Raw genomic sequence first — 17,774 nt, 5'->3', positions numbered from 1 at the left:
TCCTTAGCAAGGAGAGGGGGAGGGGGCTAAGGAGAGGGGGAGGGGGTGAGATTTTTCATGGCAAAGCTCGTGAAAATTTTTCATCGGGACTGCCTTTGATACTAATATGTAGGCACAGATGGATCAACTTCCTTGCTCCAAGCCAGAATTCCACCCTTCACGTTTGTACCATCAATTCCCGCTTGCTTGAGAATTCCTAGAGCTTTTGCAGAACGCATACCCGACTTACAATGAACAATCAAGCGATGACCGTTCACCAGTTCTCGAACTTTGTTAACACCATCACCATTTTCAATATCAGGTAATGGTACTAATACAGAACCAGGGATCTTGGCAATTTCATATTCATTTGGGTTGCGAACATCCAGCAGTACAAAATTGTCAGCACCGCTATCCAACAATTCCTTCAATTCCTGCACAGTAATTTCGGAAAGTTCCATTTGCTGTTTAGCCTCCTCTGCTTGCGCTTGTGGAATACCGCAGAATTGTTCGTAATCTATCAACTTTTCTATTACTGGACGTACCGGGTTAGGACGCAACTTCAATTCGCGGAATTTCATTTCTAAGGCATTGTACAGCAGCAAGCGTCCACTTAAAGTATTCCCCTGACGCATAATGATTTTGACAGTTTCTGTTGCCTGGATGACACCAATAATTCCTGGTAAAATCCCCAAGACACCGCCTTCTGCACAGGAAGGAACCATACCTGGTGGCGGGGGTTCTGGGTACAAATCACGATAATTTGGCCCACCCTCGTAATTAAATACCGTTGCTTGCCCTTCAAAGCGGAAAATAGAACCGTAGACATTGGGTTTATCCAACAACACGCAAGCATCATTGACCAGATAGCGCGTCGGGAAATTGTCAGTTCCATCAACCACAACATCATAAGGTCTGATGATGTCAAGGGCGTTTTCGGAACTCAGACGAGTTTCGTAAAGATCAACCTGACAATAGGGATTAATTTCGAGAATGCGATTCTTAGCTGATTCAATCTTGGGTTTACCCACCCAAGACGTACCGTGAATCACCTGACGCTGTAGGTTAGAAGTATCGACAACATCGAAATCAACAATACCGATGCGTCCAATACCCGCCGCCGCCAGGTATAAAAGTAACGGTGAACCCAGTCCACCCGTACCAATACACAGTACGCTAGCAGCTTTGAGGCGCTTTTGCCCTTCTACACCTACTTCCGGCAAAATTAGATGTCGGGAGTAGCGTTCGTAATCGTCTTTTGTTAGCTGGATTTCATCCAAATTCGGATTTAGCATAGCAGTTAGATGAGGAAGCGCGGACTTTATATCCTATCCAAAAAAGATACCCTTTGTGTCTTTGTGTCTTGGTGGTTTTTAAAGTAACTTTTCAATTGTCTCTGGTTGGAACTGGTGGTGATCATCAAGACACCAGCTGTTAATCTCACCAGCCTTGCCATTTTGCACAGAAATTATCATGTACGAGTATTCATGCCAAGCACACTGTCGGTCGAATTCGGAGGGAATTGCTGGATGGTCGGGATGGGAGTGATAAATACCTATTATATCGATAGAGCGTGTTCGCGCTTCTTTTTGTGCTTTTAACATGACTTGGGGTGCGATCGCATACCTACGCTGCTTGGAGTGTATGATTTCTTCATCACCAGGAATATCTGCCGCAGCTGCTGCACTCCAAGCATTTTCCGTGGGCATAATTTCGATTACAGTTTTGCCATCATCACCTAGATGACCGAAAATAATACCACAGCACTCCTCCGGATAAGTTGCTTCGGCGTGACTACAGATAATTTGCAAATGTTGGGGAGTGAGTTTAATCATTGCGTTATTGTTCTTGTTGGTTGTTCGTTGTTGGTTGTCAATGATTCCAAACAACAAACACCAAACAAACACTAACTACTAACTATCTATGGCTAAGCTTATCAATGAACAATTCCAATAGTTCTTTTGCTTCCACTGTCTTGCTAACCAGGCGATCGTAATCAGCAGAATCAAGCATATCCAATTCATAACACAGCAAGAGATAATACTCTACCTCAATCGCTGCATCCATTGCCATTTCCAGAAAATTAACTTGATCTTCTCTGTCTTCGCGATTGCATCCCTGAGCTATTTTCACGGGGATTGCAGAACAGGCTAAACGTATTTGTTGTGTTAACCCCAGTAATTCCTCTTCAGGGAAAGACTGTGTGGCTTCATAGACTGCAACTGTTAACTCATGGGCTTTTTCCCATTCTCTGAGTTCTCGGAAGTCTGTCATTTTGATTTTATACCCCTGAAAAATAGTAGGGTGGGTAGTACCCACCTTACTACTATGCCACTCGGTGGGTGTTTAGTGTTTATTATTTCTGATTTGTGAGAATTGCAAAGCCCAGATCCCCAACTTGTTGGAGAAGCCAGGGATCTTAGCTCTCACAAATGATTTAGGAATGCTATAGCTACGCTAAGGTGTTCATAGGAGCCTGATGCCATTTATTAAAATCAGGAAAATAAACCTTATTTCCCAACAATTATTTATTTCTAATATCGAAATCACATGGCACCTTTACCTACATACACTCAACAACCTTGGACAGAAACCTACACTGAAATTATTGATGTTCGCTCTCCTCAAGAATTTACCGAAGATCACATTCCTGGTGCAATTAATTTACCCGTATTATATGATTCTGAACGCGTAGAAGTTGGAACAACATACAAGCAAATTAACCCATTTCAAGCCAGGAAATTAGGTGCAGCTTTGGTAGCAAAAAATATTTCTGAGCATATCACTCAACATTTTGCTAATAAAGAAAAGAAATATCATCCTTTAGTATATTGCTGGCGAGGTGGACAGCGTTCTTTAAGTATGGCTTTGGTACTTAGTCAAATTGGTTGGCGGGTAACACTACTTGAAGGCGGTTACAAAACTTATCGCGCTTATGTACGTCAGCAAATAGAAGAATTACCCAAAAAATTTACCTACAAAATACTGTGTGGTTTTACTGGTAGTGGTAAAACACACATTTTACAGAAAATGCGTGAACGTGGCGCTCAAGTATTAGATTTAGAAAATTTAGCTCAGCATCGTGGTTCTCTGTTAGGCGAAGAATGGCAAGATAAACTGTCACCCCAGCCCTCACAAAAGTACTTTGAATCATTACTTTTACAACAACTGCAAAGCTTTAATCCTAGTCAACCCATTTGGATAGAGTCAGAAAGCATGAAAGTAGGTAAAATTTATTTACCTAAGTCTTTGTGGGAGAAAATGAAACAGGCTTGTTGTATAGAAATTCAACTACCAATCAATGCCAGAGTTAAATTTCTTTTACAAAAATATTCTCATTTCATAGAATATCCTGATATTTTAAAAGTCAAATTGGAAAAACTAAAATATCGTTATGGTTGGGAAAAAATACATCACTGGTATCAATTAATTGATGCTGAAAAGTGGGAATTATTTATAAAAGATATTTTACATAGTCACTACGATCCAACCTATCGTAAGTCTATTCAAAAGCATTTTAGTAATATTAAACAGGTGAGATATTTATACGATTTATCTAATGAAAGTATAAATGCTTTATTAGATTTAAGTTTGTAGTAGTGATGTGTGCTGTAGATAAGTGATTAGCTGACATCTTGCACCTACTCCATATCCCGCTTGAGAATAAATTCTCAAGCTAATAAAATAAGTTCGTTGAAACGGACTGAAATACCATCCTAGTCAGATTTATCTGACTTTTGCTATTAGCCAAGGAATTTATTCCTTGGCGTATGAAAATTTGATGCAAGATATAAATTAGGAAACTCTTAAGTGGGAATAGGGAATAGGTAACAACCCCAGATCCCTTACATCTTGCACCTCCCCAATATCCCACTTACCTAACAGCGACTTGCCATGTTTTTTCTGTCTGCTTGAGTACAAAAATTGTACTCGATTTTAAAAATTTAATAAAACCACCGCTAAGAGGAAAGTTGACGAATTGTATCTAGTAAGTTGAGTAATATAGATGAATTGAAAGATTCGGGAGTTAGGAGAACTTTCAAAAACTTTTGCAGTTCTGAAAATAAGGCGTGATTAGCGTAATTTGAATTGAGTAACTCTGCTAGTTTTGCTGTGAATGCAGATTGATTGCGACTACTACGCCAGTCTATATTTCTATACTTTTCTAGCAATAACTCTGGTTGTTGTTCTTGAATGGTGGCGATCGCTTGGTAAACACAGTTACTGATCTGATTAACCAGGGTAGTCTCATCAGCATTCTGCAAAATGTTGTCATTGGGCATACTTAAACACTGTAGGGAAGCATCCTAGCTCAAAATGGGTGTAGGGGTATAGAAATAGATGTATTTTCTGCTTTTTATGAGATTTTCTTGTGGTTATCTGTTGTGACAGACAGTAATTCTTCTATGTTATATCTAAATCATAAACTATCTGAAATCCGCAAAAGTACTGAGGAGAAATCATTTTTTATAGGTTGCGCTATTTTGGATTTTAAATTGAGAGTTTTTGCCAAAAAGAAATAATCTAGTTAACATAACGCCTGAAAAAATCTTATTTCTTTCTGCCTACTGCCTTCTGCCTACACCAATCCCAACTGCTGCTTTAAAGCTTCTGGCACATTTACCGCTTTATCTAAACCACGCACATCTTCCCACTCTAAATTTTCATTCCAAGTCACTTTTTCTAGGTTAGCGTCGCTAAGGTCTGCACCGCCTAAAATCGCATAACTCAGGTTTGTATAGCTGAGGTCTGCACCACTGAGAATTGCACCACTCAAGTTACTACCACTGAGGTTAGCGCTGCTGAGGTTGGCGTAACTAAGGTCAGTACCAAAGAGAATAGCGTCGCTGATGTCTGCACCACTAAGATCAGCTTCATTGAGAACCACGCCACTGAGATCGGCTTCGTTGAGAATTACATCAGTCAGATCTACGCCACCCAGGTCTGCACCCAAAAGAATTGCACTTCTGAGGTTAGCACCGTTGAGTTTAGCACCGTTTAGTTTGGCGTAGCTGAGATCGGCGGCGATGAGAATAGCATTTCTCAGGTTTGTGCTAAAGAGAATGGTGTCACTGAGGTTACTGCCTCTAAGATCAGCATGATTAAGGTTTGTACCACTGAGGTCGGCGCGGCAAAGGTCGGCATAGCTGAGGTTAGCACTGTTGAGGTTCGCATCACTGAGATTAGCAGCGAAGAGAATTGCGTGACTAAGATAGCTACTGCTGAGTTCTGCATCTCTGAGATTAGCACTACTCAAGTTAGCATGGCTAAGATCAGCACCGCTGAGATTAGCGCTGCTGAGGTCAGCGTGACTGAGGTCGGCACGGTAAAGATCCGCACCAGCTAGGTTAGCACCACTGAGGTTGGCACTACTGAGATCAGTACACCTGAGATTAGCACCACTGAGGTTAGCGCCACTGAGGTTAGCATCGCCAAGGTTAGCAGCATTGAGGTTAGCAGCGCTGAAGTTCACACCAGTCAGGTTTGCATCCCCAAGATAAGCACTAGTAAGGTTAGCAGCGCTGAAGTTCACACCAGTCAGGTTTGCATCCCCAAGATAAGCACCGCTGAAGTTGCTACCTTGGAGGAATTCCCCAACAACACTACAAAAATTACCAATTTCGATCGCATCGCTATAATTGATGACACGCAGGAGTTGGGATGTAAAAAAATTATCTTTGTGACGTCGACCAGAGGGATAGAAAACTATTTGGGCTTTGAGGTCATCTCGCTGTTGGGCATAGCGATGTAACTCCAACAGTAAAATCAACACATTTAGTCCTGTGTTGATGTCTACCTGTCGTAGCCCAATAGCAATATTTTGCGCTTGCAACTGCAACATCTTTTTTTGGGGTAAATTTTCACTGGGTGCTGCATCTATAAATACCCCCTCACACCAACGCCGAAAAAAATCTTCTAAACGCTGAAATAACAGCACAGGTCGAAAATCTTTACTGGCAACCAACCTCTGCATTACTGCTTGGACAACTTCAATTTTTAATGCAGTATTTCCTAATAAATCATAAATGTTCTCATCTAATTGGCGATCGCTAATTTTAATACTCAATGAATCGTTGTTTTTTGTCCATTCTTCCAAACTTTGCTGCAATTGTTCAGGTGATAGTAATTCTCTTAAATTATTTTGAGTATTATTAATTTTTACTAGAGGAAAAACACCTTTTACTTCAAGACCCGTTAGATTTGATATCTCTTGTTCTTCTGTTCTTCTAACATAAGTTATCAAACGCTTCCAGACTTTATATAATAGTAGCATATATGTATCCGTTAACACTGTTACACCAACTGATGATTTAGTTATATTTATAGGAGTTTTCCCAGCTAGACAGTTATCGATTTTTGAAAAAAATGTATTAAATAATACATAATTTTATTTAAATTTGACACCAATTTGACAAATACTTGCGACAATAGATTTACAAAATCTATACCCAGGTAGAGTGTCCCAATCCAAAATGGTATGACTCAACTTTCTCCTCCGATTTCCACAAAAATGTCTGCTTAAAAAGTTTTTTGTTTTTCACTAACCCCCAGCTATCTGATTGAGCTGTAACATTATCCTCGCAGCATCTTTAATTCGGTCAATTCTAAAAATAGTAGGTACAGTTTGCTACAGACGCAGTTGTTAGGAAAAATACTACAGTAAAACATTGCAATAAAGCTAAAAAATGTCAATGATAGCTAACATAAAAGTTTTTTGCTTGATATCAGGCAGTTACATATGTTGTCATCTGCCAATAGTCTAAGTTTGTACAGGAGAAGATCTTTGACATGGCTTGACAGTCAGCCAATAGTAATAACAACAGTTAAATCACAGCAGCTTTGCCTTGCAAGTATTAAAAATTAGATAATGAACGCAGCCAGGGACATTTCGGATGAAGAGACTAACTTTTTATGTTGTTGCTTTACCTAGTTTGTTTTTAGGAATAGTAATCGCTAACGCCAAGACACTGGCTGTAGAAGCAGGAAATCAGAACAGACAAACAGCTTCCATGTCCACTGTTTCCGTCCCCCTGTCTTCTCCTCTACCCTTATCCAAAGTTTGGGTAATCAACAATCAAAAATCACAGCGCCAGCCTTTTATTTGGGTGCAAGATACTAAAAAAACTGAGCAGCAGCCTTTGCTACTGACAGCGAAAGACTCAGACAAGCCCAATAAGGATAAACCAGAAAAGCCAAACGAAAAACCTGATTCTACTTCCAAACCATCCAAAAAAGATGATTTGGAAGACTTTAACGAAGTCATCAAAGATACTCAAAAGCAGCAAGGTTTATTTACTCTGTACCGCAACAAAGACGAAAATAAGATATATCTAGAGATCAAACCAGAACAGCTAAATAAAAATTTCCTCGCCACAGCAACCTTAGAATCAGGGATTGGCGAAGCTGGTATTTACAGTGGTATGCCTTTGCAGGATTTCTTGTTTTATTTCCAACGGGTAGATAAAAAATTAAATTTTGTTGTTCGCAATGTCAATTTTCGTACCCGTGAAGGAGATCCACAGGCGCGATCGCTGGCCCGATCCTTTAGTGATTCAGTTCTCTACTCCATAGAAATTAAAAGTATTCATCCCCAACGCAAATCTATTTTGATCGACCTCAGTGATTTGCTACTTACAGATTTAGCAGGATTAACCTCCAGCTTGGGATTACCTGGAAGCGCCGATGAGTCTTATTTTGGCAACGCCAAAGTTTTCCCGCAAAATGTCGAAATTGAGTCGGTGATGAATTTCTCTGGCAGTAGTAGCGATGACGAAGACGAAGAAAACAGCGACGAAACGCTAGGCTTTATCAGCGTACCCGATAGCCGTGGCTTTACCTTGCGCGTCCACTACAGTCTTTCTCAACTCCCAAATAATAACTACCAACCCCGGCTAGCAGACGATCGCATCGGCTATTTTATCACTGCCTACCAAGACTTATCCAACGACGATCGCAAAGAACCCTTCGTCCGCTACATCAACCGTTGGCATCTGGAAAAACAAGACCCCAACGCCCCCATTTCTCCTCCCAAAAAACCGATAGTATTTTGGATAGATAACGCCGTACCCCTAGAATACCGCAACGCTATCACCGAAGGCGTCTTGATGTGGAACAAAGCTTTTGAGGCGGCTGGTTTTAAAGATGCCATCCAAGTCAAACAAATGCCGGATAACGCCAAATGGGACGCTGGGGATATCCGTTACAACACAATTCGCTGGATCAACACCATCGATGGATATTTTGCCATGGGGCCTTCCCGCGTCAATCCCCTGACCGGAGAAATTTTGAACGCCAGCATTTTAGTAGATGCTAGTTTTATCCGCGCCCTCAAAAGTGAATATCGCCAAATTATCCAACCCAAAGAAAACGAACGACAAACCAGGACTTCTCTGACAGCCTTAATGCAAAATCGCTTGCTTTGTGCCAACGGTTTAGAAGCGAACCAAAATCGAACCAAGCGCAAGCTATTTGCCAAACATTTATCGAAACTAGCTGGAGAGTACGACCTTTGTTACGGAATGGAAGCTGCTAACCAATTTGCCTTTGGTTCTCTAGCAATGAGACTCCTGCAACCAGCACCTCCTAACAGTGAACAGGTGAAAAATTATGTCCATCAATATTTAAGGTTAATTATTGCTCACGAAGTCGGACATACTCTGGGGTTACGCCACAACTTCCGTGGAAGCACTATGCTGACACCAGAACAACTGAACAATAAAGATATTACCCGCAACAAAGGTCTAGTTTCTTCGGTAATGGACTATATTCCACCAAATATTGCACCCCAAGATCAAAAACAAGGAGATTATTTTCCTCAGATGGTGGGGCCTTATGATGACTGGGCAATCCAATACGGTTACACCCAATTTCCAGCCACAACTCCCGTAGGTGAGAAACCCTTTTTGAATAAAATTGCCGAAAAATCTGACCAGCCAGAATTGACCTATGCTACCGATGAAGACATGTATGATCTAGATCCCACTGCCGATGCTTGGGATAACAGCAATAATGTCTTGCTTTATTCTCGCTGGCAGTTAGAAAATGCCCGGATCATGTGGGATCGTCTGAACAAACGCCCTCCTATGGATGGCGATAGTTATAGCGATATGAGAGAACAGTTTGGTACAGTACTGGGAAATTATTTCCAAAACATTTACTACGCGACAAAATACATCGGTGGACAGTCTTTTTATCGAGTTCATCCTAGTGAGAAACAACAAAAACTACCATTTAAAGCAGTGCCAGTAGAAAAACAACGGCAAGCATTAGCACTGTTGCAAAAGTATGTCTTTAGCGAAGATGCTTTTAACTTCCCACCAGATTTACTGAATAAACTAGCACCATCACGTTGGCGACATTGGGGTAGTAGCCCCCGCATCGGTCGCTTAGACTATCCGATTCATGATTTGGTATTGTTCATGCAGAGTTTGGTATTGTGGGATTTGCTTTCAGGCGATCGCCTCTCCCGTCTCAAAGACATGGAATTCAAAAACAAAGCCGAAAATTCCCTGACTTTACCTGAATTATTTGATACACTACAAAATGGCATTTGGACAGAAGTCTTAAAACCTGAAGGCAAAACCATCACAATTTCTAGCCTGCGCCGAGGTATACAACGCCAATACGTAGAAACACTCAATGAAATGGTGTTGCGAAAACAATACGTCCCGGAAGATGCTCGGACTATAGCTTGGTATAAACTTAAACAATTATCTGAGAAACTGGATAATGTCCGTGCAGAAGATGAATATACCAAAGCACATTTACTAGAGACACGCGATCGCATTAAGAAAGTTTTGGATGCACCTTTGCAGGGGAATTAGCTAAGAAGATGGGGAGGTGGGGGGAGAAAGTTATTTAAAATTTAAGCTATGTTGCTGCTTAAATGTGGATTAGCTGAGTTTCATATTCACCTTCACCTAAAAGGAGATTGAACTGGAAGAGATTTTTGTTTGTGATGTTTGTTGTTCGCGTAATGCTTCGAGTGTCTTCAATTGGTGAGACTGTTCCTGTAAGCGCAGGGCGAGGCGATCGCACACTAGTTCACACAATTCAAAAATCAGTGGATCGGTAATCTCGTAATAGACACTCACACCTCTTGGTTGGCGGGTCACAATGCCTGCTTGAGCCAAAATTTTGAGATGTTTGGAGACATTTGCCTGTCCCAGTCCCGTTTCCTCAATAATTTCGGTAACATTCTTCGCACCGGCTTTGAGGCAACACAAAACCTGAAGGCGACTAACCTCAGACAAGACTTTGAAGTAGTCGGCAACGGGAGCTAAAGCCACAGGCGAAGTTTGCAACATATCCAAATTCAAAAATTTTATACCCAGTATAGTATTATAAGTATAACATTATATAGCAATATAGTCGAATTCAGTATAAATACCCTTTCATATCATGTCCGTTTAAAGACTTATCATATCTTTGAAGGCCGGTAATTGGTAATTGGTAATTGGTAATTGGTAATGGGAAAAATCAATGCCCAATGCCCAACTGCATCAGAATAGTATCGTAAGTAATTAGCCGGACTTGATATCACTAACAATCAAACGCATTTCAATGCTTGCATTGCTTGGTCAGTAGTTAGAAAAATATGATCCCTTCCTAACTCATCTACAAATCCAACCTTTGCAAGTTGATCCATCACTGGGCCTTTGACTTCAGACATGTAGAATTCAATTCCCCTGTTCTTGAAGTCAACAATTAAATCCTTGAAGGTTTCTAAGGCACTGCCATCGATAAAGTTAACAGCGCTACACACCAATACTAAATGCTTTACTTCTGGATGATCGGTTACAGCTTTGAGTAGATAATCTTCCAGATATTTAGTGTTGACGAAGTAAAGGCTGGCATCGACACGAACTGCCAATACGTGAGGACAGGTTTTGACGTTGTGTCGCAGGACGTTGCGAAAATGTTCAGTCTCTCCCACCCGCCCTACAATGGCTATGTGCGGTCTGCTTGTGCGCCACAGATGCAATAGGATTGACATGGCAGCTCCCACCAAAATGCCTTTCTCCACACTAGTTGCCAAGACTGCGACAAAAGATGTCAGCCAAGCGATCGCATCTGCTCGGTTATATGCCCACAAGCGTTTCAGTGTGCCAAAGTCTAGGAGATTGCTAACTGCAACCAGAATAATTGCAGCGAGACAGGTTTGAGGTAGGAAGTAGAACAAAGGTGTGAGCAACATCACAGTGAGTGCAATCATCAACGCCGTGATCATTGATGCCAAAGGCGTATTGGCATTTGCAGAAAAATTCACGACGGATCGGCTCAGTCCTCCAGTGACGGGATATCCTCCACTCAAGGCTGCACTAAGATTCGCGGCTCCCAAAGCAATCAGTTCTTGGTTTGCATCCACTTTCTGCCGTCGTTTACTGGCTAGAAACTTACCGACAGCAAAGGCTTCCATAAAACCAACAAAGCTGATGGCAAAGGCAGCAGGCAGCAATGCTTGCATGTGATTGAAATCAATGCTGGGGATAGTCACAGATGGTAAGCCCTTGGGGATTTCACCAACGATTTTTACCCCAGCAAACTGATCCAGCCGCAAGAGCCAGACTAGCAGTGAAGTACCAATCACAAGCAACAGAGGCGCACTTTTAGTAACTGGAGTAATGGTTTGCTCAGTAAATCCCTGTTTTTGCAGTTGTTTGCCCAATTTTTGATGGAAGTAAACCAACACCAGGATACTGACAAATCCCAACGTGAATGTAACCCAATTGATTGCAGCAATTTCTTGGGCAATGTAAGTCAGCAAACGGATGAAGGATTCCGTTTGAGGAATTTTCAATCCCAAAAGATGTTTGACCTGGCTGAAACCAATGATAATAGCAGCTGCACTGATAAAGCCGGAAATCACCGCTTGACTGAGAAAATTGACCAAAAACCCCAACCGCAATACGCCCATGAGGATTTCGATAAGACCAACCATCAGTGCCAGTAACAATGCCAGTCCCAAATATTCAGGTGTGTTTTCGGCAGCCAGGGAACCAACTGCCGCAGCGACCATCAGCGAATCCACCGCCACAGGCGCAACTGAGATGAAACGACTAGTGCCAAGGAATGCATAAATGATTTGTGGCAGAATACTAGCATAAAGCCCGACCTGTGGTGGCAAGCTTGCCAACAAAGCATAGGCCATACCCTGGGGAATGAGGAGACTGGCCACAATGATACCTGCACTCAGATCACCTGCAAGATACTCCCGGCGATAATGCAAACCCCAATCCAAAATTGGCAAATAGTGACTCAAGCGATGCAACCTGGTTTGCTGTGGCGATCGCTGTTTCTGTGTGTTGTGCTCAAGCATTTTAGTTGCTCACACCAATGGAACTTTACTGGGATTGTGGTAATTCTGGTGGGGTGCTACTAGGTTTGTGACTCGGACGTGTTGAGTACCATTTGTAGGTCAGTGAGCCTGCAATGAGTGCAACTATGAATAGAACTGGATTCCAAATGCCTAACACCAAAGCAGTGATACCCGGACCAGGGCAGTATCCAGCAATTCCCCAACCTACACCGAAGATGGCAGATCCTACAACTAGAGGTAGATCGATGTCTTTTTTGGTAGGCAAATAAAACTTGTCAGTCAATATCGGATAGGGGCGGCGTAGGACAAATCGGAAGGCAATCACTGTGACAGCAACGGCTCCACCTAAGACAAACAACAGTGTTGGATCCCAAACACCCGTTATATCCAAAAAGCCAAGCACGCGATCGCGATCAATCATCTGCGAAAATCCCAATCCGAGACCAAACAGCAATCCTGCAAATAAAGCTATGAGATTTATTTTCATTTTCCCATCCCTAGGATTCAGCGCAAATTAACTTATTAGTGGGTAGTTCACCACAGCACGTGACGTACAATAAAGACCGTAATTATGGCAGTGGTTAAGAAGGTGAGGACTGCAACTAACGAGCGGAGTGACAATCGACCAAGTCCACACACTCCATGACCACTAGTGCAACCACTGCCCATGCGTGTGCCAAAACCGACGAGAAAACCGCCGATGATCATCGCCACTGGGGCAAAGGTAGACTTTGGAGTTGGCTCTAATGCCAATTCATACTCGTAGAGTACGCCACCCAGTAACATACCAAGGATGAACATCCAACGCCAGATTTCGTCTTTGTTAAAGGTGATAGCACCGTTGATAATGCCACTGATACCGGCAATTCGACCATTGAATGCCAACAAGAGGGTGGCGCTAATACCAATGAGTATGCCACCGACTAGGGCAGTAAACCAGTTAAACTCTGCCATATATCTTCTCTGATATCTTTTTTGCTTTTGTAGTCTGACTTAAGTTAACGTGGCGAAATTGCCGCAGCGTTCGTTTGCTGGAACCGCTTCCATAATCTTCTTGGGATTGGGAAGGTTAAGACTGCTCATCAGTTCAATGTAACTCTGGCGATTCCTCAAAGAAGAGGTTTCGCCAATACGTTCTACAAATCGAGGATTCCAGCGCTTTTCTTCACCAATCGTAGAGACAGTATGTCCTCGATAATCATGACCTGGATAAACCAGCGTCTGATCAAGCAGGGTAAACAACCGTTGGGTAACAGAATCGTACATGGTGCCTGCATTACCACTTTGGAAATCAGTTCGACCACAACCGCGAATAAACAGCGCATCTCCGGTTAAAACACGGTCATTGTTGACGAGGTAGGCATGATGGCTGTCGGTATGACCAGGAGTGGCGATCGCTTGAATCTGCACATCTCCCACTTGCAACACTTCGCCATCTTTGATGAAACGATCAGCACAGGTAGCGTGGGTGTTCTCTGGTACTACTCCCTGACAACCCGTTAGGGAACGCAGTTTGCCTGTTCCAGTAACGTGGTCAGCATGGATGTGGGTTTCTAGGCAGTAGCGCAGTGTTAAACCCAATTCATGAATCAGCTTCAAATCGCGCTCTACCTGCTCAATCACAGGATCAACCAAAACAGCTTCTTTTGTACCTAGATCAGCAATTAAGTAGGTATATGTCCAGGTGGATTGGTCAAAGAGTTGACGGAATAGCATTTTTGTTTTATTCCTATTAGTTCGTTTTGAAATTTATCTATCATATTATTATATGGTAATATAATAAAAATTACAACTATGCACCGACTCTGGGTTTAAAAAAGCACCTCTAGGTGATTATTTCTAGCTTTACTACAACCTCACAACAAATCAGTCAAAGAAAACTGCCGTTGTTTATCTAACTGCTGCAACCGCAACTTCTCTGCATAAAAAGCTTGATAATAAGATTGCCATCTTTGGGGTTCAGTCTGTGGATCAGTTTGTTCCCACAACTCCAAGAAATGACGATAGCGTTTTTCTCTCAAAACCCGTTCCATACAAGCAGTAGTCGCCTGGACAACTTGGGGAGTACGTAATATTTCTTTTTTACTTCTTTCGTTGAGTTGAAACAAATGGGAAACCAACGCCATTTCTTCAGGAAATTGCAAACATCTGTCTTGCACCCTTGAAATTAGATCATCCTCTAAACTCTCAGATGCAAGTTCTAAAATTTGTCGCCACAAAAACCGATGGTGAGAAAGACTAAACTGCAAATCTCGTTCTTCTAAAGCATCATTGATGGTTTGACGGTGTTCCGGACAATGCAGATATATTCGTAGTAACAAAGCTTCAGCTTGTTCTAACAGACTCTTTTCTGAAGTTGTAGGAGTCTTTGTATTTGTCTGTGTAGGTAATTCTGGAGTTGATTTATACTGCGATCGCGCTATAGCTCTGATATTATTTTGAGGTGCAACTTGAGTCAAAAGATTCTCGACTCGCAAGGGTACTAGCCTTGCGTCTCCTAAAGCTAGAATTTCTGCACAATAAGAAACGTAATAGTTGAGTGTATCAATATTACTAATGTTTTTCAGTAATTTCACTAACTGCTGCGAGACTTGTTGAAAATCTGTAGCCTGCTTCAAGTCTCGATCCTTAACAATTTGCTGAATCTGCCAATTTAGCCATAGAGGTGCATTTACTAACAATTGTTGATAATCTGCGGATGTATGGGTATGCAAGTATTCATCGGCATCTTTACCATCGGGTAAATTGAGAATTTTAAGTTGCACTTCGCCCTTATATGCCAGTTCCGCAATTTCTCCAATCGCCCTTTCCGCGGCGATATTGCCGGCTTTGTCGGCGTCAAAATTCAGTATTAGTTGTTTCGAGTCGGTGTAGCGTAATAGTATTCGTACTTGGTCTATACTGAGGGCAGTACCCAAAGAGGCAACAACATTCTTAATTCCAGCCGCATGGAGGGCGATCGCATCAAAATATCCCTCTACCACCACGGCTTGATCCATTTGCGAGATACCAGCTTTAGCTTGATGAAGGGCAAATAAAGTTTTACCCTTATTAAATAGCTCAGTTTCCGGTGAATTCAGATACTTCGGTTGCTCATCTCCCAGAGTCCTACCACCAAAACCGATTACCCTTCCCATGACATCGTGAATCGGAATTATTAAGCGATCACGAAACACATCATAATACCCACTGCTTTCTTTACGGGGTTTAATTAACCCGGCTTTTTCCACCAACTGCACCGGATAGCGTTTATCTTCAACTAAATAACGGTAGAGAGTTTCCCAAGCCGCAGGAGCGTAACCCAAGTTAAACTGCACAATAGTCTCATCTTGCAATCGCCGCTTTTGTTGTAGATATTCAAGAGCGATTTGTCCTTGGGATTGCCTGAGGGCATGTTGATAAAATTGGGCAGTAGAAGCGAGAATTTCGTAAAGTTGCGATCGTTCCGATAATTGCCGTTGTAACTCCTGTCTTTGTTCTGGTTCCAGGGTTTGCACAGGAACTTGGTAACGCTGCGCCAAATCCAGCACAACTTCCGCAAAAGAACGCTTGTGCAAGTCCATCAGAAACTTGATCGCATTCCCCCCCGCTTGGCAACCAAAACAGTAGTACATTTGCTTCGTAGGGCTGACGGTAAAACTGGGGGATTTTTCATCGTGGAAAGGACACAAACCCACAAAATCTTTACCGCGCCTGCGTAAAACAACGTATTCCGAAATGACATCGTAAATGTCAGCCCGTTGTTTAATTTCTTCTATAGTGTCTGGGTGTAGGCGGGGAGTGTACATATTTAGTCATTGGTCAATTGTCGATGGGTGATGGTTGATAGTTGGTTATTGATGGGTAATGGGTGATGGGTGATGGTTATTCCAAACAACAAACAACAAACAACCAACAACTAACAACTAACCTCTTATTATATTCTTGTTCCCAAGCCAATAATGATGTATTCAATTACTTACACTGAGATTTTATCAGAGGAAATACTGTAAATGGGACGTATTTTTCTTTCCGCAGCCCACGGAGGCAAAGAAACAGGTGGGATTGATCCAGGTTCAGTTGCTGGTGGGACGACAGAAGCCAGAGAAATGATTTTATTGCGCGATTTAATTGTGACAGAACTGAGGGCGCGGAGTTTTGAAGTTTTATCGGTTCCCGATGACTTGAGTGCTAAGCAAACAATCGAATGGATCAATTCTCGTGTGCGTCGCGGTGATGTAGCTCTAGAAATTCATGCTGACGCTGCTAGCAGTCCTTCTGTGCGTGGGGCTAGCGTCTTTTACATTGCCAACAACGATGAACGCAAAAGCAATGGAGAATTGGTATTAATGGGGTTGCTACGTCGTGTGACACAATTACCTAACCGAGGCGTGAAACCAGATACAAATTCGGGTTTGGGTAGTTTAGCATTTTGTCGCCAAACAAAAGCGCCTGCTTTATTAATGCAAGTTGGTTTTTTGAGTAATCCAGAAGATCGGGCTTTGCTACAAAACCGCCGCCGTGATTTTGCCTTAGGAATAGCTGATGGACTTGCTGCTTGGAGTCGTGCTGTTGATCCCGGTTCAGGAGGCGGGGAAGCAACATATCCGGCAATTAATATTAACATTAACGGACAAAAATATTCAGAGCAAGGCATATTAGTTGACGGTAATGCTTATATTCCAATTGATTTAGTAGATCGCTTACAAGTTGATCTGTCCAAAGCACCCAACGTCCGCCGTATTAATTATCGGCGAATTGTTTATGTCAAAGCAATTGAACTGCGAGAATTTAACGTTTCCGTCAGTTGGGATAGTGCGAGTCGTACTGTATCTTTACGTTCCAATTTATTAATTTGCTCTGGACAAATTGACAAAATCATGTCTCATGGTAATGCTTCAGAAGTACAGTTACAGATATTTCTCAAAAATAATAATGAAAATGCTTTAGTGCGGTTTTCTGACATCGCCAAACTCTACCGCGAAGAAGCAGCGATCGAAGGAGTTAACTATGATATAGCTTTCTGCCAAATGTGTGTAGAAACTGGTTTTTTACGCTTTGGCGATGATATCAAACCAGAACAAAATAACTTTGCAGGATTAGGGACAATTGGCGGAGGTAGCCAAGCAGCAACGTTTGAAAGTGCCAGAATTGGGGTCAGGGCGCATGTCCAACACTTGAAAGCTTACGCCAGTTTAGAACCTCTGGTACAGGATGTAGTAGATCCAAGATTTCGCTTCGTCACACGTGGTATCGCCCCCCTAGTAGGTCAATTATCAGGACGCTGGTCAGCAGATTTAAATTATGGTGACAAGATCATGGCAATGCTCAAACGCCTGTATGAATCCGCAGGATTGATGTAGAAGAATTATGAATTATGAATTATGAATTATGAAAATTTGAGTATGCATTATTTAATAAGAAATGAATTTTGTTGCACAAATTCATTTTATACCAAGTTGTGTTTACAAACCTCACCCCTACCCCTCTCCTTGGT

Annotated in this window: 14 protein-coding genes; 3 read left to right on the top strand and 11 right to left on the bottom strand. The window is 42.1% G+C overall.

Translation table 11 applies throughout. From position 1 onward, the window contains the following. Positions 1-101: 101 nt before the first annotated feature. The 3 genes from moeB to UYK_RS0118050 all read right to left on the bottom strand — a co-directional run bounded on the left by moeB (position 102) and on the right by UYK_RS0118050 (position 2,253). Positions 102-1,274, bottom strand: a complete 1,173-nt coding sequence (gene moeB / locus UYK_RS0118060; RefSeq protein ID WP_009453774.1) for a molybdopterin-synthase adenylyltransferase MoeB — start codon at positions 1,272-1,274, stop codon at positions 102-104. A gap of 78 nt (positions 1,275-1,352) precedes the next feature. Continuing rightward, entirely contained in the window at positions 1,353-1,814 is a 462-nt protein-coding gene (locus tag UYK_RS0118055) for a M67 family metallopeptidase (RefSeq protein WP_026086503.1), read from the bottom strand. Positions 1,815-1,896: 82 nt separating this feature from the next. Beyond that, positions 1,897-2,253, bottom strand: coding sequence for a four helix bundle protein (locus tag UYK_RS0118050; protein WP_016866836.1), 357 nt, complete (start codon positions 2,251-2,253; stop codon positions 1,897-1,899). Between the two features lie 276 nt (positions 2,254-2,529). Between UYK_RS0118050 and mnmH the strand changes: the two genes are divergently transcribed. Further along, complete coding sequence (gene mnmH, locus UYK_RS0118045; protein WP_009453771.1) at positions 2,530-3,576, top strand: tRNA 2-selenouridine(34) synthase MnmH; 1,047 nt, start codon at positions 2,530-2,532, stop codon at positions 3,574-3,576. A 362-nt stretch (positions 3,577-3,938) separates the two neighbouring features. Here mnmH and UYK_RS0118040 read toward each other — a convergent pair whose 3' ends face one another. After that, complete coding sequence (locus UYK_RS0118040) at positions 3,939-4,262, bottom strand: hypothetical protein (RefSeq protein ID WP_009453770.1); 324 nt, start codon at positions 4,260-4,262, stop codon at positions 3,939-3,941. A 296-nt stretch (positions 4,263-4,558) separates the two neighbouring features. Next, complete coding sequence (locus UYK_RS0118035; protein WP_009453769.1) at positions 4,559-6,253, bottom strand: pentapeptide repeat-containing protein; 1,695 nt, start codon at positions 6,251-6,253, stop codon at positions 4,559-4,561. A gap of 619 nt (positions 6,254-6,872) precedes the next feature. On the opposite strand from UYK_RS0118035, the gene UYK_RS0118030 reads away from it, so the two are divergent. After that, positions 6,873-9,803 carry a zinc-dependent metalloprotease gene (locus UYK_RS0118030; protein WP_016871878.1) on the top strand — a complete coding sequence of 977 codons (2,931 nt, stop codon included), beginning with the start codon at positions 6,873-6,875 and terminating at the stop codon, positions 9,801-9,803. A gap of 96 nt (positions 9,804-9,899) precedes the next feature. Here the strand turns inward: UYK_RS0118030 and UYK_RS0118025 are convergent, their stop codons facing one another. From UYK_RS0118025 to dnaG, 6 genes are all read right to left on the bottom strand, one after another. Continuing rightward, the gene (locus UYK_RS0118025) at positions 9,900-10,286 is read right to left on the bottom strand and encodes an ArsR/SmtB family transcription factor (RefSeq protein WP_009453767.1); all 387 of its coding nucleotides are present in this window, start codon (positions 10,284-10,286) and stop codon (positions 9,900-9,902) included. A gap of 242 nt (positions 10,287-10,528) precedes the next feature. After that, entirely contained in the window at positions 10,529-12,298 is a 1,770-nt protein-coding gene (locus tag UYK_RS0118020) for a SulP family inorganic anion transporter (protein ID WP_009453766.1), read from the bottom strand. Between the two features lie 25 nt (positions 12,299-12,323). After that, entirely contained in the window at positions 12,324-12,785 is a 462-nt protein-coding gene (locus UYK_RS0118015; RefSeq protein ID WP_009453765.1) for a YeeE/YedE family protein, read from the bottom strand. Between the two features lie 47 nt (positions 12,786-12,832). After that, positions 12,833-13,252, bottom strand: a complete 420-nt coding sequence (locus UYK_RS0118010; protein ID WP_009453764.1) for a YeeE/YedE family protein — start codon at positions 13,250-13,252, stop codon at positions 12,833-12,835. Positions 13,253-13,291: 39 nt separating this feature from the next. Next, the gene (locus UYK_RS0118005) at positions 13,292-14,014 is read right to left on the bottom strand and encodes an MBL fold metallo-hydrolase (RefSeq protein ID WP_009453763.1); all 723 of its coding nucleotides are present in this window, start codon (positions 14,012-14,014) and stop codon (positions 13,292-13,294) included. A 140-nt stretch (positions 14,015-14,154) separates the two neighbouring features. After that, positions 14,155-16,086 carry a DNA primase gene (dnaG, locus tag UYK_RS0118000; RefSeq protein WP_016871877.1) on the bottom strand — a complete coding sequence of 644 codons (1,932 nt, stop codon included), beginning with the start codon at positions 16,084-16,086 and terminating at the stop codon, positions 14,155-14,157. 204 nt (positions 16,087-16,290) lie between these two features. Here dnaG and tftA point away from each other — a divergent pair, with 204 nt between their 5' ends. Next, positions 16,291-17,640 carry a hormogonium tapered terminus morphoprotein TftA gene (gene tftA / locus UYK_RS0117990; RefSeq protein ID WP_009453761.1) on the top strand — a complete coding sequence of 450 codons (1,350 nt, stop codon included), beginning with the start codon at positions 16,291-16,293 and terminating at the stop codon, positions 17,638-17,640. Positions 17,641-17,774 lie beyond the last annotated feature (134 nt).

Source organism: Fischerella thermalis PCC 7521 (assembly GCF_000317225.1).
In the GTDB taxonomy this organism is placed as follows: Bacteria; Cyanobacteriota; Cyanobacteriia; order Cyanobacteriales; family Nostocaceae; genus Fischerella; species Fischerella thermalis.
This window is presented reverse-complemented; position numbering and strand designations above follow the sequence as displayed.